The sequence below is a fragment of the Microcoleus sp. Pol12B4 genome (assembly GCF_036701385.1).
Lineage (GTDB): Bacteria > Cyanobacteriota > Cyanobacteriia > Cyanobacteriales > Microcoleaceae > Microcoleus.
The window spans coordinates 1-21,147 of record NZ_JAUBQR010000114.1 but is presented as its reverse complement, the minus strand read 5'-3'; the positions used below and the strand labels follow the sequence as shown (position 1 = coordinate 21,147).

The 21,147-nt window shown below is 47.2% G+C and carries 12 protein-coding genes; 5 read left to right on the top strand and 7 right to left on the bottom strand.

Translation table 11 applies throughout. The features are described 5' to 3' along the window. The 4 genes from QUA38_RS16520 to QUA38_RS16505 form a co-directional block, all read left to right on the top strand. Window positions 1–885 (top strand): aminotransferase class III-fold pyridoxal phosphate-dependent enzyme (locus QUA38_RS16520; protein ID WP_333163481.1); only part of this gene is annotated, 885 nt, incomplete at its 5' end. A gap of 47 nt (window positions 886–932) precedes the next feature. After that, the gene (locus QUA38_RS16515) at window positions 933–6,053 is read left to right on the top strand and encodes an amino acid adenylation domain-containing protein (protein ID WP_333163479.1); all 5,121 of its coding nucleotides are present in this window, start codon (window positions 933–935) and stop codon (window positions 6,051–6,053) included. A 300-nt stretch (window positions 6,054–6,353) separates the two neighbouring features. Then, window positions 6,354–10,694 carry an amino acid adenylation domain-containing protein gene (locus QUA38_RS16510; protein ID WP_333163477.1) on the top strand — a complete coding sequence of 1,447 codons (4,341 nt, stop codon included), beginning with the start codon at window positions 6,354–6,356 and terminating at the stop codon, window positions 10,692–10,694. A 123-nt stretch (window positions 10,695–10,817) separates the two neighbouring features. After that, window positions 10,818–11,975: an aldo/keto reductase gene (locus QUA38_RS16505; RefSeq protein ID WP_333163475.1), complete on the top strand. Its 1,158-nt coding sequence runs from the start codon at window positions 10,818–10,820 to the stop codon at window positions 11,973–11,975. A gap of 318 nt (window positions 11,976–12,293) precedes the next feature. On the opposite strand, the gene QUA38_RS16500 is transcribed toward QUA38_RS16505, so the two are convergent. The 7 genes from QUA38_RS16500 to QUA38_RS16470 form a co-directional block, all read right to left on the bottom strand. Next, window positions 12,294–13,334, bottom strand: coding sequence for a tetratricopeptide repeat protein (locus QUA38_RS16500; RefSeq protein ID WP_333163473.1), 1,041 nt, complete (start codon window positions 13,332–13,334; stop codon window positions 12,294–12,296). 445 nt (window positions 13,335–13,779) lie between these two features. Then, on the bottom strand, window positions 13,780–14,553 hold the full coding sequence (locus tag QUA38_RS16495) for a BMC domain-containing protein (protein ID WP_333096970.1): 774 nt from the start codon (window positions 14,551–14,553) through the stop codon (window positions 13,780–13,782). 205 nt (window positions 14,554–14,758) lie between these two features. Further along, the gene (locus QUA38_RS16490; protein ID WP_333163471.1) at window positions 14,759–15,493 is read right to left on the bottom strand and encodes a carbon dioxide concentrating mechanism protein; all 735 of its coding nucleotides are present in this window, start codon (window positions 15,491–15,493) and stop codon (window positions 14,759–14,761) included. 293 nt (window positions 15,494–15,786) lie between these two features. After that, window positions 15,787–17,421 carry a ribulose bisphosphate carboxylase small subunit gene (locus tag QUA38_RS16485; protein ID WP_333163469.1) on the bottom strand — a complete coding sequence of 545 codons (1,635 nt, stop codon included), beginning with the start codon at window positions 17,419–17,421 and terminating at the stop codon, window positions 15,787–15,789. Between the two features lie 118 nt (window positions 17,422–17,539). Beyond that, the gene (locus QUA38_RS16480; RefSeq protein WP_006635057.1) at window positions 17,540–17,845 is read right to left on the bottom strand and encodes a EutN/CcmL family microcompartment protein; all 306 of its coding nucleotides are present in this window, start codon (window positions 17,843–17,845) and stop codon (window positions 17,540–17,542) included. Window positions 17,846–18,099: 254 nt separating this feature from the next. Further along, window positions 18,100–18,441: a carbon dioxide-concentrating mechanism protein CcmK gene (locus tag QUA38_RS16475; protein WP_006635058.1), complete on the bottom strand. Its 342-nt coding sequence runs from the start codon at window positions 18,439–18,441 to the stop codon at window positions 18,100–18,102. Window positions 18,442–18,537: 96 nt separating this feature from the next. Beyond that, a complete protein-coding gene (locus tag QUA38_RS16470; protein WP_006635059.1) occupies window positions 18,538–18,849 on the bottom strand; it encodes a carbon dioxide-concentrating mechanism protein CcmK in 312 nt (103 codons plus the stop codon). Between the two features lie 970 nt (window positions 18,850–19,819). On the opposite strand from QUA38_RS16470, the gene QUA38_RS16465 reads away from it, so the two are divergent. Further along, window positions 19,820–21,147, top strand: a 1,328-nt coding sequence (locus QUA38_RS16465) for an NAD(P)H-quinone oxidoreductase subunit F (protein ID WP_333163467.1), incomplete at its 3' end; no start/stop codon positions are given.

Genomic DNA, 21,147 nt, shown 5'->3' with positions numbered 1-21,147 from the left:
AAAAGACCGGGCATTTTCTCATTCATGGGAGCCTATCACGGCATGACGTTAGGCAGTTTAGCTGCGACTGGCAATATAGCAGCGAGAGCGGGGGCAGGCGTAACCTCAAATAACGTCACTTTTATGCCCTATCCCTATGGGTTCATGGAAAGTTTTAATACTATCGGTTATATCGAAGCAGTCCTAAATGATGTCAATTCTGGAATCGAAAAACCAGCGGCAATTATTTTTGAAACAGTGCAAGCTGAAGGGGGAGTAATTGTCGCGCCCGTCGAGTGGATGCAACAACTCAGAGACTTGTGCTCGCGCCACGACATTTTATTAATTTGCGACGACATTCAAGTGGGTTGCGGGCGGACAGGGCCATTCTTCTCATTTGAAAGAGCTAATATCGTTCCCGATATGGTAATTCTCTCCAAATCGATCAGCGGTTACGGCTTTCCGATGTCGCTTTTGTTGATTAAACCTGAGTTGGATATTTGGGAACCGGGCGAACATACGGGTACATTTCGGGGAAATCAACTCGCTTTCGTAGGAGCTGCCGCTGCTCTAGAGTATCGAGAGAATATCCGCCTTGAACCCGAAGTACAAGTGAAAGAGTTTTTGTTAAAAAAATTCCTCGCCGAAGAAATCGCCCCCATCAGCGAAAAAATAGAGATCCGAGGAATTGGTTTAATTTGGGGCATTGATTTGGTAAAGTTTGGCGGTGCCAGTTTTGCTAAAAAGGTCACTTCGCGGTGTTTCGAGTTGGGATTAATCGTCGAGAGAGTTGGGAGAAATGATACCGCGATCAAAATCTTGCCCCCGCTAACTATAGAATGGCCGATTTTGAAAAAAGGCTGCCTGATTCTCAAACAAGCCTTGTCCGATTGCTTGAATTCCTAATTGCCATAACTTTTTTCAATTTTTTTAATAATGTAAGGAGACGATCGATGATAGCCGTAGCCAATCAAATCAGGCCGCTTACCCCCATTTCTGATAACTTGTTGTCTCAACAAATTTATTGGTTAAACAAGCTCTCCGGGGAACTGCCGGAGACAACTTTGATAGCCGATTATGTAAGACCTGTGCTAGATAGCGGTCAAGAGCGAGAGGTCACATTTGAACTGTCGAGCCAACTGTCTGAAACGATTTTTAAGTTGGCAAAAAAATCCGATTTGTCAATTTATCTAATTCTCCTCGCTACCGCTAAAATACTGCTCCACAAATATACGAGCAATAGGGATGTTATTGTCGGCTCGCCGGTTTATAACCCAGAAAAAAGCGATCGCTTAATTAATCGAGTGGTTCCGCTGCGCTCCACTGTAACTCCTCAACTGACTTTTAAAGAGTTTCTGCTGCAACTCAAAGATACTGCGATCGCTGCCTACAGCCACCAAAATTATCCGTTTGCAGAATTAGTGCGGTTGTTAAAACTTCCTGAAACTCAGAGTCGCTGTCCAATTTTTGACGTAGCGGTTTTATGGGAAAACATTCACTCTGCAAGCGATCTGGCGCAACTCGGCAATGATTTAACAATTGCTTTGAAAGTCGATGGCAATCGGATTGTCGGCAAAATTGAGTACAGCGGCTTGCTTTTCAAAGATGAAACCATCAGAAGACTGACGGCACACTATGTCAATCTTTTGGAAAACGTCACCAACAACATTCACCTTAAAATTGCGGATCTTAGTTTTTTAAGCCAATCGGAAATCCGCCAGCTCTTAGAAAATTTTAACGACAATGCTAGAGAGTATCCTGTCGATCGAACGATTCACGAGTTATTTGAAAGCCAAGTCGAAAAAACGCCCGATCGCATAGCTGTTGTTTTTGAAGAAACTCAGTTAACTTATCGCGAACTGAACGCAAAAGCGAATCAACTCGCCAGATTTTTGCAGAGTTTAGGAGTCAAAAATCGGCAACTGGTGGGAATTCTGCAAAAACGGAGTCCGAATTTTCTCATCGCTATTCTCGCTATTTTAAAAGCGGGGGGAGTCTACGTTCCCATTGACAGCACTTATCCTGCTGAGAGAATTCGCTATATGCTTTCTCACAGCGAAGTGCGGATTCTCTTAACAGACGCTTCATTTTTAGAGATTTTGGCAAGCCAAATCGAGTATTGCCCTCAGTTAAAATATTTGGCTTGTTTAGATGTCAAGCCGGAGGGCGCGGCGATCGCCGCCGAGGTTCAGATATGCGATCGCCGCGATTTCGATAAACTGCCTGCAGCCAATTTAGAAACTAGCAATCGCGGCACCGATCCAGCTTACGCAATTTATACCTCCGGTTCCACCGGATTGCCCAAGGCAGCTATTATCCGACACGGCGGCGCGCTCAATCACATTTACGCCCAATTTGAGGCGCGGGGATTGACTGAAGAGTTTGCTTTTTTGCAAAGCGCTCCTGCTTCATCGGATATTTCGGTTTGGCAATTTTTAGCGCCTCTTTTAATTGGCGGAAAAACCGTAATTGCCGACGCGGAAACAATTTACAATCCAGAAAAAGTGTTTGAAGTCATTCAAAAACACAAATTAACCCTCGTCGAACTCGTTCCCACCGTTGTCCGAGGATTGACAGATTATCTTTCAAAATTATCGCCGCAGCAACGAGCGTTCCCCAATTTAAAATGGATGATGGTAACGGGAGAATCCGTCTCGGTAGAGTTGGCGAATCAGTGGTTGCGCCTGTATCCCTCGATCGGCGTTGTCAATGCTTATGGCCCTACAGAAGCGGCTGACGATATTACGCAGGCAATTATTGAAAAACCTTTGCCGGAAAATCAGCGATCGCTATCCATTGGCCAACCCCTCGCCAATTTAAATCTTTACATCCTCGACTCTCAGATGAAGTTAGTGCCCGTCGGAGTGCCGGGAGAGATTTGCGTGTCGGGATTTGGTGTCGGCGAGGGCTATTGGAAAGATGAAAAGAATACTCAATTAAGCTTTGTTGAAAATCCCTTTCCAAATACAGCAAAACCGCTGCCAGGAATTGACAAAGATTTAATGTACAAAACCGGAGATTTAGGGCGGTGGCTTCCCGATGGAACGATCGAATTTCTAGGGCGCATCGATCGCCAGGTAAAAATTCGCGGTTTCCGCATCGAACTAGGAGAAATAGAGGCTGTATTGGAGCGACATCCAGCCGTGCGGGAGACGGCTGTTATCGTCAGGGAAGATAGCCCGGGCAACAAGCGTCTAGTCGCTTATATCGCTGGACACCAGGCAGAAAACAGTTTTTCAGAGTTTCAATCGTCGAGCCTTGCAGATGAGTTATGCGGCGATTTAAAACAAAAATTGCCGGAGTATATGGTGCCTTCAGCCTTCGTGCTGCTGGAGGCGCTGCCGCTTTTGCCGAATGGCAAGGTGGATCGCCGATCGCTGCCTGCACCGGAAAAAAGCGCGATCTCCGCGGTGCGATCGCCTGTGGAAGAAATGGTTGCTGGCATCTGGAGCGAAGTGTTAGGCGTCGAGGGAATTGGCAGCGAGGATAACTTCTTTGAATTGGGAGGACATTCCCTATTAGCTACTCAGGCGATCGCGCGCCTGCGAGAAGCGTTTAAAATTGAATTGCCCCTGCGCGTCTTATTTGAATCGCCAACAGTGGCAAGTTTGAGCGATCGCATTTCTCAAATCAGCAGCAGCGAGCAAAAACTGGAAGCACCCCCCATCGAGCGTGTCTCGCGGGATGGAGAATTGCCCCTTTCTTTCGCACAACAGCGGCTCTGGTTTCTCGATCGGTTGCAACCGGGCGATCCGGCTTACAATATCCCCGCAGCCGTGCGCTTGAAAGGTGCGATCGACGTAACAGCATTAGAGCGCAGTTTCCAAGCAGTTATCAATCGCCACGAAGCCTTGCGGACAACTTTTGGCGCGGTGGAAGGGCGGCCCATTCAGTTAATAATTCCCGAACCTACTTTCGCGCTCTCAGTTATAGATTTGCAGCACTTTCCTCAATCTCAGCGAGAAGCAGAAGCCATGCGGCTCGCCGCCGAGGAAGCGCGGCAACCTTTTGACTTAGCAAACTGGCCATTAATGCGAGTCACTTTGCTACAGTTAGGCGACACAGAATTTATCTTATTGCTAACCATCCATCACATCGTTGCAGATGGCTGGTCCCTAGGGGTACTCGTGCGGGAAATGGCAACCCTCTACGAAGCTTTTTGCACTGGCAAACCCTCCCCACTTCCCGAACTTTCCATCCAATACGCCGATTATGCCGTGTGGCAGCGAAACTGGCTCTCTGGGGAAGTTTTAGAAGAAAAACTTGCCTATTGGAAGCAACACTTAGGCAATCCCTTACCAGTGCTGCAACTGCCTGCCAAACAACCGCGCGCCGCTGTTTCTACCTATCGCGCTGCCCTTCAACCTTTCCAGCTTTCCCCAAACCTTTCTGCCGCGCTCAACAAGCTGAGCCGCCAACAAAATGTCACCCTATTTATGACGTTGCTAGCTGCTCTTGAAACGCTGCTATATCGATCGACAAATCAGGATGACATGGTGGTTGGCACCGACCTCGCCAACCGCACCCAATTGGAAACAGAGGCTCTGATTGGTTTCTTTGTCAATATCTTGCTTTTGCGCGGCGATCTCAGCGGCAATCCTACTTTCATTGAATTGCTCGATCGCGTGCGCGAAGTCACCTTAAAAGCCTACGCTCACCAGGATTTACCATTCGACAAATTGGTGGAGGAATTGCGGCCCGATCGCAGCCTGAATCAAACACCGCTCTTTCAAGTCTTATTCGTCATGCAAAATATGCCCATGCCTGCTTTAGAGCTAGGCGGGTTAACTTTGACACCCTTAGAACAAGACAGCGGCATCGCCAAATTTGATTTAGTTCTCTTCGTGGGAGAAACCGAGCAGGGAATTGCAGGCACTTGGAAGTACAACACTGACCTTTTCGAGGCCGCCGCCATCGAGCAAATGTCCAGCCGTTTTGAAACCTTACTCAACAGCATTGTGGCGGAGCCTGAGACTCGGTTAAATAACTTAGAAATTCTCACGGAAGCGGAAAAAAAACAACAAGCAATGCAAGAAGTCAAGCGCGAAAAGCTGAATTTTAGCAAGTTTAAGAGTGTTAAACCGAAAGTAGTCACTCTGCCAGACGGCGAGTTGATCAAAACCGAATTTCTCCAGCCTGGGGAACTATTCCCGCTAGTCATTAAACCCGCTGCCAGCGATGTCGATCTCATTGATTGGGCGAAAAACAACCGAACATCGATCGAGACCAAATTGCAGCAACACGGTGCAATTTTGTTTCGAGGCTTCATCGAACCCTTAGTTTCTACTTTCGAGCAGTTTGCCTTGGGGATTTGTCCGCAACTGTTCGGCGAGTACGGAGATTTGCCGCGCGAAGGAATCGGCGGAAAAGTTTACGGTTCGACCCCTTATCCCGCCGAGCAAACCATCTTCTTTCACAACGAAAGTTCGCACCTGCACCGCTGGCCAATGAAAATCTGGTTTTTCTGCGTTCAACCCGCGCAGTCAGGCGGCGAAACCCCGATCGTTGATTGCCGGAAAGTTTACCAGTTGCTAGACCCCAAACTCCGAGAAAAATTTGCCCAAAAGCAACTGATGTACGTCCGCAATTACACCGACGGACTCGATGTAAGCTGGCAAGAATTTTTCAAAACGGCGCATAAAACTGAGGTGGAACAATATTGCCGTCAAGCGGGCATAGAATTTGAGTGGAAAGACGGAAATAAGCTCAGAACTCGCAAGCGGAGGCCGGCGATCGCCAAGCACCCCAAAACTGGAGATATGGTATTTTTTAACCAACTTCCTTTGCACCACATTTCCTGCTTAGATCCCGCCGTCCGCAACTCCTTATTATCTGTCTTTGGAGAAGCAAACCTGCCTCGCAATGTTTATTACGGCGACGGCACTCCGATTGAAGACTCGGTAATGGCAGAAATTCAGGCCGTCTATCAGCAGGCAACCGTTAGTTTCCCTTGGCAAGCTGGCGACATATTAATGTTAGATAATATGTTGGCGGCTCACAGCCGCAATCCATTTGTCGGGCCGCGCAAAATTGTGGTAGCGATGGGCGAAATGATCGGTGAAGCAGAGATTTAAAAGCTGACTTCTATCCCGCCAAATTCTGCTTTATCCGACTCTGCTAGGAAGTTAAAATTGCCAGTATTCGCCACTTCAACGCCTTTCCCATAGTCTGTTTTAACTTATATGTTGCACCATTCTCAATCAGCCTTTTATGGGCGGGCTCTCCTGCCCACCCCACAATAAAATCTACTCTTCGCTTCACAGGCCGGAAAGCCTGTTCTTGAGAATGGTGCAAGATGTGAGTTTTAACGGACTTGAGCTATAAGCTTTGGACTTAAGTCCCTGGCGATCCTAAAACATAAAGCAATATAACCAATGCAAACAATTAATGGATTTCGGCTTTCTCCTCAACAAAAATATCTGTGGCTGTTGCAACAAGATAGTCCCGCTTACCGCGCTCAATGTGCGATTTTGATCGAGGGTAATCTCCAAACAAATGCCTTAAAAGAAGCGCTGCAAAAAGTCAGCGATCGCCACGAAATTCTGCGGACGAGCTTTCAGCGACGTTCTGGGATTAAATTTCCGATTCAAGTCATCGGCGATCGCAGCTTAATTTCCTGGCAGATCGTTAATCTCGAATGCTTTACCCCGCCAGAACAAGCGGCTAAACTCCCTGAAATTTTTCAAAACGAAAAGCGCTCAGTTTTCAACTTTGAGCAAAATCCAATTTGGCGCTTATCCTTAATTTCTCTATCAGCAAACAGGCACATTTTGCTTGTCAGCCTGCCTTCCCTGTGCGCCGATTCCCGCACCATCAAAAATCTAATTAGAGAAATTAGCCAGTGTTATGCAGCTTGCTTGCAAGGTGAGGAACTAGCCGACGAAGTGGTGCAATATGTCCAATATTCGGAATGGCAGAATGAATTGATTGAGGATGAAGAGGCGACAGAGGGCAAAAAATATTGGACTCAGCGGGATTACTCGGCCCTAGCCAGTTTAAAATTGCCTTTTGAAACTAAAAATAGCAGCGCGTCCGATCGATTTGAACCGAATTTTTTTGAGGTTAAAATAGAACTGAGTTTACTAGCAGAAATAGAAGCGATCGCCCGCCGCTACAAAACCTCAATATCTGCTTTCTTTCTAGCTTGCTGGAAAACTTTGCTCTGGCGGCGGTTGGGAAAGGCAGAAATCATTATTGGCACCGCCTTCGACAATCGCAAATATGAAGAATTAGAACCAGCACTCGGTCTATTTGCCAAGTTTTTACCGCTTCGCAGCCAACTGCAAGAAAATTTTACCTTTCAGGAATTATGGCAGGAAATTCAGCAATCCCAAAGCGATGCTTATAAATGGCAGGAATATTTCAACCGGGAAGATATAAACGGCTCGCCTGGATTTCCATTTTGTTTTGAGTTTGAGGAACAACTAGAAAAGCATGCCGCGGCTGGCGTAGATTTTTCAATTTACCAGCAATATGTCTGCGGCGATCGCTTCAAAGTTAAACTCTCCTGCGTGCGCCGAGAGGATGCTCTCATCGCTGAGTTTCACTACGATCCGGTCTTGATAGGAGAACAAGCGATCCAATGTTTAGCAGAGCAATACTACACCTTAATAAAAAGTGCAGCTAATCACCCAGAAACCGCTCTCGGCGAGTTGGAAATTCTCAGCGATCGCGCCCGCCACCAAGTCTTAGTTGCGTTCAACCAAACACAGAAAGATTACCCAAAAGACAAGTGCATTCACCAGCTATTTGAGCAACAAGCGGAGCGCGTACCAGATCGCCTTGCGGTGATCTGTGAAAATCAGCAGCTCACTTACCGGGAACTCAACGCCCGCGCGAACCAAATCGCTCATTACCTACAAGAATTAGGAGTTAAATCCGAAGGATTAGTGGGAATTTGTGCTGAGCGATCTGTGGATGCGATCGCCGGAATGCTCGGCATTCTCAAAGCAGGCGGCGCGTACTTGCCACTCGATCCGGCCATGCCAAAAGAGCGGCTCGCCTTGATGTTGCAGGATGCCGGAGTGGCAGTGCTATTAACGCAACAACAGCTAATCGAAAACTTGCCAAAAACTCAGGCAAAAATCCTTTGCTTAGACGCAGAAATTCCCTCTGTCTCCCCCTCTCCCTCTCCTCCTCTCTCTCCTGAAAATTTAGCTTATGTCATTTATACTTCCGGTTCCACTGGCACGCCAAAGGGAGTGGCAATTGAACACCGATCGCTCGTCAATTACCTCTACAGCATTCAGGAACAGCTAAACCTGCCATCAGGTGGCAGTTTCGCAACCGTTTCTACCTTGGCAGCCGACTTAGGAAATACAGTAATTTTTCCAGCTTTATGTACGGGAGGAAGCCTTCACATAATTTCCCAGGAACGCGCCACCGATCCAGAGGCGATCGCTGCTTACTTTCAGCAGCATTCCATTGACTGTCTCAAAATCGTTCCCTCCCATCTAAAAGCTTTATTAACTGCTTCCGATCCGGCGCAGGTTTTGCCGAAACAGCGATTAATCCTTGGCGGCGAAGCCTTAAGTTGGAATTTGCTGGAAACTATTGAGAAATACGCCCCCGACTGTTTAGTTTTCAACCATTACGGGCCAACAGAAGCAACCGTAGGCGTGCTGGCTTATCCCATCAAAGACCTAGAAAATTGCATTTCTGAGACAGTTCCTCTCGGTCGCCCTATCAATAACGCGCAGATTTATTTACTTGATTCGCACTTGCAGCCAGTTCCCATTGGCGTGTCCGGCGAGTTATACATCGGCGGTGCTTCTTTAGCTCGCGGCTATCTAAACAAACCCCACTTAACAGAAGAAAAATTCATCCTCAACCCCTTCGACGCCGAACCAGGAGCGCGTCTGTATAAAACAGGAGATTTGGCTCGGTATTTGCCGGACGGAAATATTGAGTTTTTAGGGCGGATAGACAGCCAAGCTAAACTGCGAGGGTTCCGCATTGAATTGGGGGAAATAGAAGCAGCGCTATCTCAACATTCTGCTGTGCGCGAAGCAGTAGTTTTGCTACTGGAACATGAACCTGGGAATCAGCGCTTAGTGGCCTATGTTGTACCCGCGAGGGAATCAGCGCTCGCTATTAACGAGCTGCGGTCATTTTTAAAAGAAAAACTGCCCGACTACATGGTTCCTTCTGCTTTGGTCGTACTGAAAGCATTGCCCCTCACGGCTAATGGAAAAATAGACCGGCGGGCGCTCCCAGCGCCGGAGGCGGCGAGAGCCGATTTAGCAGATACTTTTGTCGCTCCTAGCACTCCCATGGAGAAAATGCTTGCTGAGATTTGGGCTGAGCTGCTAGGGCTGGAAAAAGTGGGAATTTATGACAATTTCTTTGATTTGGGGGGACATTCATTACTGATTACTCAGTTGCTAGCAAAAGTAAGAGATTCTTTCCAAAAGGAATTGCCCTTGCGCCGTTTCTTTGAAGCGCCTACCATCGCTGCTTTAGCAAAGAATATTGAGATGAAGCATGGGGCGGATTCTGCGGGCGATCGCACTGCAAGTTTCGATATTAACGCTGAAGTTGTTTTAGATCCGGCAATTCGCCCTGCAACTCCATTGAGCGAGCCAAAAACTGAACCAGCTTGCATTCTCTTAACAGGTGCGACGGGCTTTTTGGGAGCCTTTTTACTCCGCGACCTCTTGCAACAAACTCAAGCAGAAATTTATTGCCTAGTCCGTTCTGCCGATTCAGAATCAGCTAAAAAGCGAATTCAAAGCAGCCTGGAATCCTATTTAATTTGGGATGAAAGCAGCAGCGATCGCATTATCCCAATTGCTGGAGATTTGTCTCAACCACTTTTGGGGCTTTCCGAGGAGCAGTTCCGAATTTTAGCCAGTAAAATTGATGTCATTTACCACAATGGCGCGTTTGTCAAGTTTACTTATCCCTACTCGGTTCTCAAACCCGCTAACGTTTTGGGGACGCAGGAAGTTCTGAGATTGGCGAGTCAAAGTAAGCTAAAACCAGTCCATTTAATTTCTACGATTTCCGTTGTCTCGGCAATGGGAGAATCTGGGATTAAGGTGGTGCGAGAGGAGGATGAACTCACTCCGGGAGAGGGTCTAAAAGGCGCTTACACTCAGACTAAGTGGGTGGCAGAAAAGTTAGTAGAGGTAGCGCGCGGTCGGGGCATTCCTGTTAGCATTTACAGGCCAGGTCGCATTTCTGGGGACAGCCAAACAGGGGTCTGCAATCCCAGTGACTTACTGTACAGGTTAATCGCTGGTTGCGTGCAACTTGGATGCGCGCCCGATGACGATAAGCTGATGAATGTAGCGCCTGTTGACTATGTGAGCCGAGCGATCGTTCATCTTTCGAGGCAAAAAGAATTGCTCGGAAAGACTTTTCATTTAGTCAACCCTCAGTCCTTTCAAATGAGCGAATTGCTTGGCTGGATTTGCTCAATGGGTTATCCCATCAAACGAGTTTCGTCTGAGGCTTGGCAAGCAGAAATAATCAATCGCGCTGGATATTCTCCAGAAAATGCGTTGTATCCGCTTGTCGGTCTTTTCTCCGAAAAAGTTTCGGAAGCAGAAATGGCTAAATCTGCCACGCTGCAATTCGATTGCCAGAATGCGTTGAAGGAACTTTGTGGAACGGATATTATCTGCCCGCAAGCGGATGCGAGTTTGTTTCGGACTTATTTTTCCTATCTCGTCGATCGCCAGTTAATAGAGGCTCCCAAACATCTGGTCTAAAAATGTAGAGGCGCGAGCGATCGCGTTTCTACCTGGCTCACTTTGAGGAGAATTTTAAATCAAGCATCGCTTAGACTTGCGAAATTCCTGATTAGTTTATTTAAGAGAAGGCAAAAGATTTTTATGTTAGGAAGTAGTAATGCGATCGCGATCGCAGGCAGAGCTACCGCAGAAGGAACGGGGCGTTACAGGGAACGGCACAAAAAAAACTGTGCAGCCGATCACTTCCGAGAAACTGGTTCGCTCGTTGCCAGCTCGATTGGAATTGGCACCTACCTTGGGGAACCAGATGAGTATACTGACACTCTTGTGGCGTCCGCTGTAGTGGAATCGGTTCGGCGGGGTGCCAACGTAATTGACTCAGCAATTAACTACCGCTACCAGTACGGAGAGCGGAGTGTCGGAAAGGCTATCCGGCGTCTCTTGGAATCGGGAGAGGCTTCAAGAGATGAACTAATTATCTGCACGAAAGGCGGCGTTGTTCCGCATCCAACTCCCAACCATGTAGAGTGGTTTTATCAGCAGTACGTCGAGCCAAACAACTCTACTGTCAGCATGGCAGATTTGGCTGAGGAGCGTTACTGCATCCACCCAGAATACATTCAAGATCAGCTTAATTGGAGCCTCGCCAACCTCGGCATTGAGACAATCGATGTCTACTATCTTCACAATCCAGAAAAGCTACTTTCTCAAGTTGAACCCGATACTTTTTACAATCGGTTGCGAGAGGTTTTTGAGGTACTTGAAGGTGCGGTTTTAGCTGGAAAAATTGCTAATTACGGTGTGGCAACTTGGAATGCTTTTCGCGTACCTCCAACTGAAAAGTACCATATCTATCTGGCGCGTGCGAAGTCCATTGCTCGGGAAGTAGCTGGGAACAAAGAGGATGGGTTTCGGTTTATCCAGCTTCCTTTGAATATGGGGATGCCGGAAGCGGTGCTAACTCCAACTCAAACAATCGAAGGAGAACAAGTTTCAGTATTGGAAGCTGCAGATCGTTTAGGCATTTGGGCGATCGCCAGTAGGTCGATCTGTGAAGCGCAGGTTATCGGTCAGATCCCAGAAAAGATTGCTTCTGCTTTTGGCGATCGCTTGCAGACAGACTGCCAGCGGGCGCTCCAATATACCCGCAGCGCCCCTGGCCTCCTGAGTGCCCTTGTAGGGATGAAAGCGCCAAAACATATAGAAGAGAACCTAGCCCTTGCTGCTGTCCCGCGGCTTGGGAGAGCAAGCTTTCAGGAACTTACTGATTCAATTGTTCAAGTGTTAAACGGAAATTGAAGTTCCCCTTGCGGGAGAACGGCTGAGCTTAAAATCTTGAATGGCGTTACCGAACCTTACCTCTTTTCTGTCACTCTCGGAGTATTAAAATAAAAGCGTGAAAAGATAAAAACGCTATAAGTGACGCATAGCGATGGATGTAGAGTTACAAGTTCTCCAACAGTTGGCGAGAGACGGATAATCAACAATCAGAGTGATATAGCAATCCTTTAGTTTCAGTTAATGTTTATGGATCTTCCGTACTTAGTGTGCTACAATTGGATATTCTTGTAACATTTTAGCCGACTAAGTACCGAAGATCCTTGATTACTGACTAAATCAATCATTAATAAATTCACCTTCACAGATAATCGAGTCTCTGTTCTCCAAATCTTCTTGATTCCAGACCGCGTTTAATGCTGCTGAACTTAAGGAAGTTGACATCGTATTTAATGTTGTGTTGTAGTATTCGGCAGCATTATTAAGTTCGACCTGTGGCGCTTCCTTGAAGTACGAATTAATGTCAGGCGTACACCTCTGTGCTTGGTAGTATAAATAAGCTTCAGCATTAATGCACATTACATGGTAGAAATCCTTATTGGCTGCCGTAATATCTCCAAGTTTATACAGCGCTAAACCCCGGTTGAGATAAGCTTTCACATAGTTCGGATCGAGTTCCACTGCTTTATCAAAGTCTTCAATTGCAAGCTGCATTTGTCTTAATTTATAGCGAACGCAACCTCTGTTATAATAGGCATAAACATTGTGTGGATCGATTCCGAGTGCAGTGTTGTAATCGGCAATCGCCTGCGTATTGTCTCCTAATTGGTGGTAACAGAGACCTCGATTTATGTAAGCTTTGATATATTTAGGATTCAACCGCAGCGTTTCGTTAAAGTTTTCCGTTGCTGCCTCTTTTTCTCCCAAAAGGTAGTAAGCGCGCCCCCGGTTGTAATAGGTTTTATAATTGTGGGAATTGATAGATATAGCTCGATCGTAGTCTTCTATTGCTTCTTCGTAATTTCCTAAATTAGCAAGTACAAGTCCTCGGTTGTTGTAGATAGCGTGGCTGTTAGGCTTATTTGCTAAAGCGCAGTTGAGATCTTCAATGGCTTTTTCGTGTTCTCCGAGATGACGCCAAGCATTGCCTCGATTCAAGTAAGCCTCGAAGAAATTAGGATTGATATCTAGGGCTTTGCTGAGGTCGGCGATCGCTTTTTGGTAGTCTTTCATGTAATAGTAAACCAAGCCGCGATTGTTGTAGGCTTTGGCATCGGCGGGATTGACTTGCAGTATCTCATCGAAGTCCTCAAGTGCCGCTTCATAGTTTCCTTTCTTAGCGCTGTGCAAACCACGCTTGTAAAATTGTTTGAGGTTCATAGGTCAACTTTCAGGATTGCTTGATGCTGGGGGTGATTCCTGTGCAGTCAGTTTTGAGTTCGACAGCCGTTAATCTGTTGAAAGAGCATCCACCCGCAGTCAGATTAACTCTTAAATGATTCCCGGCAATCTACCCTAGACAGGATTTTTGGTTTATTTTAACAGTAGTTAAATCCTGTTGAAAGGCTCTGCACGTCGGCTGGATTGACTTATTAGTCAGTTCGTTTACCCGATCGACTTTCGCTTAAAAGTCTAGTTTTACTTGGTGCTGTGTGTTTCTTGATGCGGCTGCGATCGGCTCGATCGCGCAATTAAGTTTGAGACCGCTACTCAGTATAAATTGTTGCCCAAAGTCCCACCGAGTAAACTATATATTTTTTTGACAAACTTCGTCTCAGTATTTGCAACAGCACGCCTCTACAAACTTTTGTTACCTAATTACCAATTACCGATTAATTTCCTCTTCGACATAAACCCTCAATTTCTCCAAATCTGGAAGTTCGATCAATTCTTGTTCCTTTTCCTTAACCGAGACGGGCATCATCACAGGTTTACGCTGCTCTATCCAGCAACTCGCCAGCGGTAAAGTTTGTTCCAAATCTTCCAAAGGCCTCGGAATAACCATCACCGCGTTCAACTCGCCAATTCGCTCAGCTTCGTACATCCCGGCCTCTACGGCTACTGCTACATCGGCAACTGCACCGCGAATAATTGCCGTGCACAAACCGGCGCCAATTTTCTCGTAAGCTGCCAAGTGTACGTCTGCGGATTTGAGCATAGCATCGCAAGCACCGACCATTGCCGGAAATCCGCGGGTTTCGAGCAAACCGATCGCCTGGTTGCTAAGCCGAGAATAATTGCCACTTTCGGAAAGTTCAGTCAGCCGAAAGCCGATCGGCAAAACCACTTCCAAATTAGCCAAAGGTCTAGGAATCACCAACTTAGAAACAAACTGCCCGAACTGTTCAGCAGTTTGAGCTCCCGCTTCCACAGCCAAACGCACATCCGAAATTCTGCCCCGGACGATCGCCGTACAGTGACCGGAACCAATTTTTTCGTACCCTACTAAAATCACTCCTGCCGACTTCAGCATCATGTCAGCAGTCCCCACAATAGCCGGAAAACTCTTGGTGGATACCAAACCCAAAGCAGTGTCTTTGAAGTATTCCTGGCGCTGCGATCGTTCTTCGTGACTGTTACGATCCGTTTGTCCGTCCATCTTCTATTACCCTTAGAAACTTCCCAAAATAAAAATTTGTTGATAGTTTATAGTTTCTCAGATGAGAAGACAGACTGCACGAGCTACAAGACACAGATTGCTGCTGCAAGGCCTTACAAATTGCTGAGCTACCAATAATATGAGATTACCTATTTATATTTGATCTATCTGCCTTCAGCATAGCTGCCTTTTGGCGAAATGACGGCTACCCGGAACCACCCGATAGAGTTTGGCCATTTTCCTCCGAGCGATTAAAAGCTTGTCGGTGCGGAAACAGCGTCCCCAACAGCCGATTGATGTGAGCTTGACCGTACAGAATAGTTGGCGTTTCCCCTGGTTGGGGAGGCTCTGGGGCGGTGGATTCCGCGGGCTCTGGGGCAGTCTCTGGCGCAGTTTGAGGCGGTGTTTGGGCGGGTTGTGGCGGCTCGATCGGCTCGATCGGCTCGATCGGCTCGATCGGCTCGATCGGCTCGATCGGCTCGATCGGCTCGATCGGTCGATCAACTTGTGGCGTAGTGGCTTCGGGGGTTTCGGGTGATGTTGGCGCTGCTGTTGGCGGTGTTGCGGTTGCTTCTTCTGCGGCGGCTTGGCGGCTGGTATCTCCCATTAGAGAACCTGCTGGCATAATTTGCATTTTTTCGATACAAGGATCTATTAGGGTCGTCCCGGCCCCAATACAGGCATTTTCCCCGATCGTTCCCGCACCTACCACCAGCACCCCTGCACCCAGAATAACGCCCGCCGCGATTTCCAGAGTACCTTCACGGGCGTGAAGGATAACTCCCATACCGATACATGCACCGGCGGCGATTGAGATCCGGCTGCCCGGATCTGCTTGCAGGATTGCTCCAAGGGCGATCGCCGCACCCTCATTCACAACTACATCGCCACTCATCAAAATCTGAGAGTTGCTACTTAATTGCAGTGGCGATAAATACATTCAACTTCACCATTAAAGGAGCTATTTTTTTAGATCAAAAGACTTTAAATTATGGGTTTTTTCGACTAATAAATTTAACCCTCTCAATCTAAGAAACGATAATTTACTAATACTGAGAAGATTGATCCTTTAACGTTTTCTAGAAAGTTCCAGAAGATTCTAGATTTTGTTTGACTCACTCTTCTCAATCGAGCTTTTCAACTATCTCAAATCCAACTTCAATCCGTTTGGATTTCTCCCGTGGACACCTGTACGACGGCTTAACGGGAGAAACAAACTAATTACCAGGCAAATTAAGGTCGTTGGATAATTTCTTCGAGTACCCGGCGCTTCGCCTTGGAGTCGATGCCAAGCAAACGGACGTACTCGCCGCTGTGTTCTTTGAGACAGCTTTCGAGGGCAGAAATCACTTCAGATTCGCGGTTGGATGAGATCGGGGCGCAACTGCTCCAAGAACCGGTGCGGAAACGGCGCGCGTCGGCGTGTTCCGTGCCAATTTTGTAGCCTTGGGAAAGCAGGTTGCGGATTTGGTCGATCGTCTTGCCAGTCAAACTTCCGCTGCTGGCCGAACCAGTCGAAGCTGCTTTGTATCCCGATGTTGCTGCCGGCTTAGCCGATTGAGCCACGGGTCCGTCTGGACGCTGAATAAGTTCTTCAACGATACGCCGCTTAGCTTTCGGGTCAATCCCAATCAAGCGCACGTACTCGCCCGGGTACTGATTCATCACAGCTTCCAAAGCGGCGATCGCCTCAGATTCGTTTCTGACTTGCAGCGAAGCCCCGCTTTGCCAAGAACTGGTGCGGAAGCGGCGCGCGTCGGCGTGTTCCGTACCCACTTTGTAGCCTTGAGCTAGCAAGCTGCGAACCTGAGCCACTGTTTCGGCACTCAATTTTCCATTTGACACGGAACCGCTATTGTGGTATGAAGCTTGTGCCACTTTACCGTTAGATTGGTGAGTTTTCGCACCGTTAGAACCGTTAGAGCCGTTGTCTCCCGGTCTTTGGACGATTTCTTCTAGTACGCGGCGCTTGGCTTTGGTGTCAATCCCGATCAAGCGGACGTATTCTCCTTGGTGTTCAGCCATGCAAGCTGACAAAGCCGCGATTACTTCTGAGTCACGGGTTGAGGAAATCGGGCCGCAAGTACGCCAAGAACCGGTACGGAAGCGGCGCGCGTCGGCGTGTTCTGCTCCCACGCTGTATCCTTGAGCTAGTAAATTGCGGATGCTATCGGCAAGAGTTGGACTCAATTGGGTGCCGGCATGGGTAGAATATTTGGTTTGAGTCATATTTGGGTTGGTACTTTTCTCGTTGCGAATTGGTGCTAGACAGGCGATGTTCTCAGCGCAGCGATAACCCGTTCTCAGAGCGTCATTGATGCCGATGACATGGGTCGCAAATTGAATGTCAGAATCTTGAACGTCAGGCAAGCGATCGGCTTGCTTCTGATTAGTGATAATGGCTCCCGAAGGTACGTACTTACCGGGGGGAATCTCCACATCTTTAATTAGTACGTGCATCATGACAATGCAGCCGTTGCCCACTCTGGCATTGAACACCGTAGAGCGAAAGCCGATAAAGCTATCGTCGCCCACGTAGGCAGGGCCGTGAATTAAACTCATGTGGGTCAGGGAAGTATTTTTCCCCACCCACACAGAATACGACTTGCCGTCGTCTCCTGTGACTCGGCCTTGTTCTAGGCCGTGAATCACTACTCCGTCTTGAATGTTGCTTCCTTGTCCGATATAAAAAGGAGTGCCTTCATCGGCGCGGATAGATGTCCCGGGGGCAATCATCACATTAGAACCGATATGCACATCCCCAATAATGTTAGAAAAGGAATGTACGAAGGCGGTATCGTGAATTTTGGGCTCAGCCAAGTTTTTCGACCAAGGCGTCGGGGGAGCCGCAACGTTGCGGACTGCCATAAATTAAGTTCTCCTAAACTGAAAAATCTTTTTGTTAGTTGTTAGTTGTTAGTTGTTAGTTGTTAGTTGTTAGTTGTTAGTTATTTTTCCACTAACTGCTAACTGCTAACGGTTGCAACTAGCCGTATGGGTCGTCTTTTTTACTGTAAATGAGGCGGTTTTCTACATTGACAGTATCTATAATGCCTACTACCAGAGCATCGATCGGACGGTTTTCGCTTCCGGGCGCGATCCGGGCTGCGCTGCCTCGGGTCACTAAAACCCATTCATCGATACCAGCGCCCACACAGTCAGCGGCTACCTCATAGCCGGGAACTGGTGAACCTTCCTCATCAATGAATTGCAGCAGTAGAAATTTCGATCCTCTCAGCGTCGGCTCTTTTTGGGTACTGACAACTGTGCCGAGAACTTTGGCCATTTGCATTTTAGGTAATAGGTAATAGGTAATTGGTAATTGTCATTTTTACACTGTCACTTGTCTTTTTTTAATTAGCTTTCCTCAGTCCGCTGTCCGCCTTTTAGAGCTTCGTCTAGTAACTAATCACTCATGACCGATGACTGATGACTAATAACCAATATCCCATACCCACCTCAATTAAAAATTAAAAATGCTAAATCAAAAACATCGCGATTTTTAATTTTTAATTACCAAACGCCCCTAACAGCCGATCGCCTATCTTATGATCTGTTGAGAGGGCGAATGCCGCTGACGCCTTCACGGAACTGTTCTACAGCTTCGGTATAGCGAATCGGCAACACGTATTCTAAGTTTTCATGAGGGCGGGCGATAATGTGGGTGGACATCACTTGTCCGCCGTTAACGCGCTTCACTGACTCTACTCCGGCTGCGACAGAAGCTTGCACTTCCGAGACATCTCCTCTTACAATGACCGTAACCCGAGCGCTACCGATTTTTTCGTAGCCTACCAAGGTGACGCGGGCTGCTTTGACCATCGCGTCAGCGGCTTCTACAACTGCGGGGAAGCCTAAGGTTTCGATCATGCCAACTGCAATTGCCATTGGTTTTACTCCTGATTGAATATTTGGGGAACTAAACAGTTAATTTTTGACGATGGCACAAATTTTCGTTAAAAGAAATTTTTGTGCGTTAAGAACTTAGTAGCCTCGGAACTGTTCTACTGCTTCTGTATATCGAATCGGCAGAACATATTCTAGGTTTTCGTGGGGGCGAGCGATGATGTGGGTAGAGACGACTTCTCCGCCGTTCACCCGCTTGACGGATTCCACTCCTGCTGCGACTGAGGCTTGGACTTCCGACACGTTGCCGCGCACAATTACGGTGACGCGGGCGCTGCCAATTTTTTCATAGCCCACGAGGGTAACGCGGGCAGCTTTGACCATAGCATCGGCAGCTTCCACAACAGCGGGAAAACCTTTTGTCTCAATCATTCCCACGGCAATTGACATTTTTGAATCTCCTTTGAGGATGAGCGAAATTACCGTTACAAATCTTTGAGAAATCTAAAAATTTGGACGGGGAGGCCCACATTTTTTAGTAATGCAGTGTAAAGCTTCCTATCCTATAAGAATAGGGGAAGCTGTCCACCTTGACAATATAAACTAACATCATAATGTTTAATAACAAAAATTAAAATTTTTTATGTTACTTAAAATAATTTAATATTTATTTAATAATCTTAATATAAAGAGGGCTAGATGCCGACAGCCAGGGAGATTAAAGTAAGTAATAATACTCATATAAAGTAGAGTTCGGTATGTAAAGCCGGAGCTAATCACTGCCGGGAAATTTGGGGATTCCAAAAGGGGGATCGCGGGGAAATCGGCAAAAAAGGCAGTCTTGGCCCATCGGCAGGCATTTTTTTCTTTGAGTGCCTCTTCTACTCAAGAACTAATTTTGTGTTGAGAAAATTCTCAGTTTTGATACTTTAATGTATAGTGAATCTTGGGTGCAAATTATTTTGCCAGAACTATACGATCGGGTTTAGTCAAAGTTTTAGGGTATCACGCGATCGCCCGCGACTGTTTTTGTATAAAGGCAGCCCGTAATTTGAAGTTTAAGGGATAAATTAAGTCAGGAACCTCAGCCTAAAGGCATGAGGCTTGAAAGACAAATCTAACAAGCCATCCTGCCCAGCCTAAGTCTTAACTGACTACGTTTTTTGAGTCACGACACCGGGCGGATGCGAAGCTAGTCCCCTGCTCTGTCGCTAGTAGTTAAACAACTTTAAGGTCACTGAAGTAGTGCTGCTAGCCTAACAAGCTCAGAAAACCTTGGCGAAGCTAACTTTACCCCAGAAATGGGAGTTTGAGGCAACCATACCTCATCGGAGGGGCAACCATACCCATCCACCCCGCGAGGGGATTTAAATTAATGTAAAGCCGTGCTAAAAGCACGGGGTTTCTACCCATTTTTCTGATGACTCAATTTCTCCTCCAAGCCTGTTGGTGGGTACCTTTATATGGCTTGATAGGCGCAATTTTAACTTTGCCTTGGTCTACGGGAACCGTTCGCACAACAGGCCCGAGACCGGCAGCTTACTTCAATTTGCTGATGACTGTGTTGGCTTTCATACACGGGTCAGTTATTTTTACAGCGACTTGGGATCAACCGCCCCAACAGTTGCTAGTGCACTGGGTACAAGCAGCAGATTTAGATTTGTCTTTTGCAATAGAAATCTCCACCGTCAGCGTCGGAGCAATGGAGTTAGTTAGTGTTCTGAGTTTGCTAGCACAAATTTACGCTCTAGGCTACATGGAAAAAGACTGGGCGCTAGCTCGATTTTTTGGGCTGATGGGTTTTTTTGAAGCGGCAATTAGCGGCATTGCCATTAGCGATTCGCTGCTTCTAACTTACGCTTTGTTGGAAGTGCTGACGCTTTCAACTTATTTGCTAGTCGGGTTTTGGTACGCTCAACCGCTGGTAGTAACAGCCGCTAGAGATGCGTTTTTAACCAAGCGTGTAGGAGACGTGCCACTGTTGATGGGAGTAGTGACGCTTTCAACTTTAGCAGGAAGTTTGAATTTTTCCGATTTGGAAACATGGGCGGAAACTGCAACTTTGTCTCCCCTAGTGGCGACTCTTTTAGGTTTGGCTTTAATCTCCGCACCTACGGCCAAGTGCGCTCAATTTCCCTTCCATCTATGGCTCGACGAGGCGATGGAAGGACCCAACCCGGCTTCGATTATGCGGAATACTGTAGTTGTGGGCGCTGGGGCTTATGTTTTGATTAAACTTCAGCCTGTTTTAGCGCTGTCGCCCGTGACTGGTGGGGTGCTGGTGGTTTTGGGTGCGGTGACGGCTGTTGGGGCTTCCTTGGTAGCGATCGCCCAAATCGACATCAAAAGAGCACTATCGCATTCTACCAGCGCTTCTTTGGGTTTGGTGTTTATCGCCGTGGGGCTAAATCAAGTTGACATTGCTTTGCTGTTGCTGTTCGCGCACTCGATCGCCAAAGGCCTATTATTCATGAGCGTAGGGTCAATTATTACTACAACTAACACTCAAGATTTAACAGAAATGGGTGGGTTGTGGTCGAAGATGCCTGCCACGACTACGGCTTATTTAGTAGGCGCTGCGGGGATGGTAGCGCTGTTGCCTTTGGGGAACTTTTGGGCGATGCGACGCTGGCTCAACGGTTTTTGGACTGTGCCTTTGTGGCTGGTAATTGTGCTGCTTTTAGTTAACGGTTTGACAGCGCTAAATTTAACTCGCATATTCGGTTTAGTGTTTGTGGGAAAACCGCA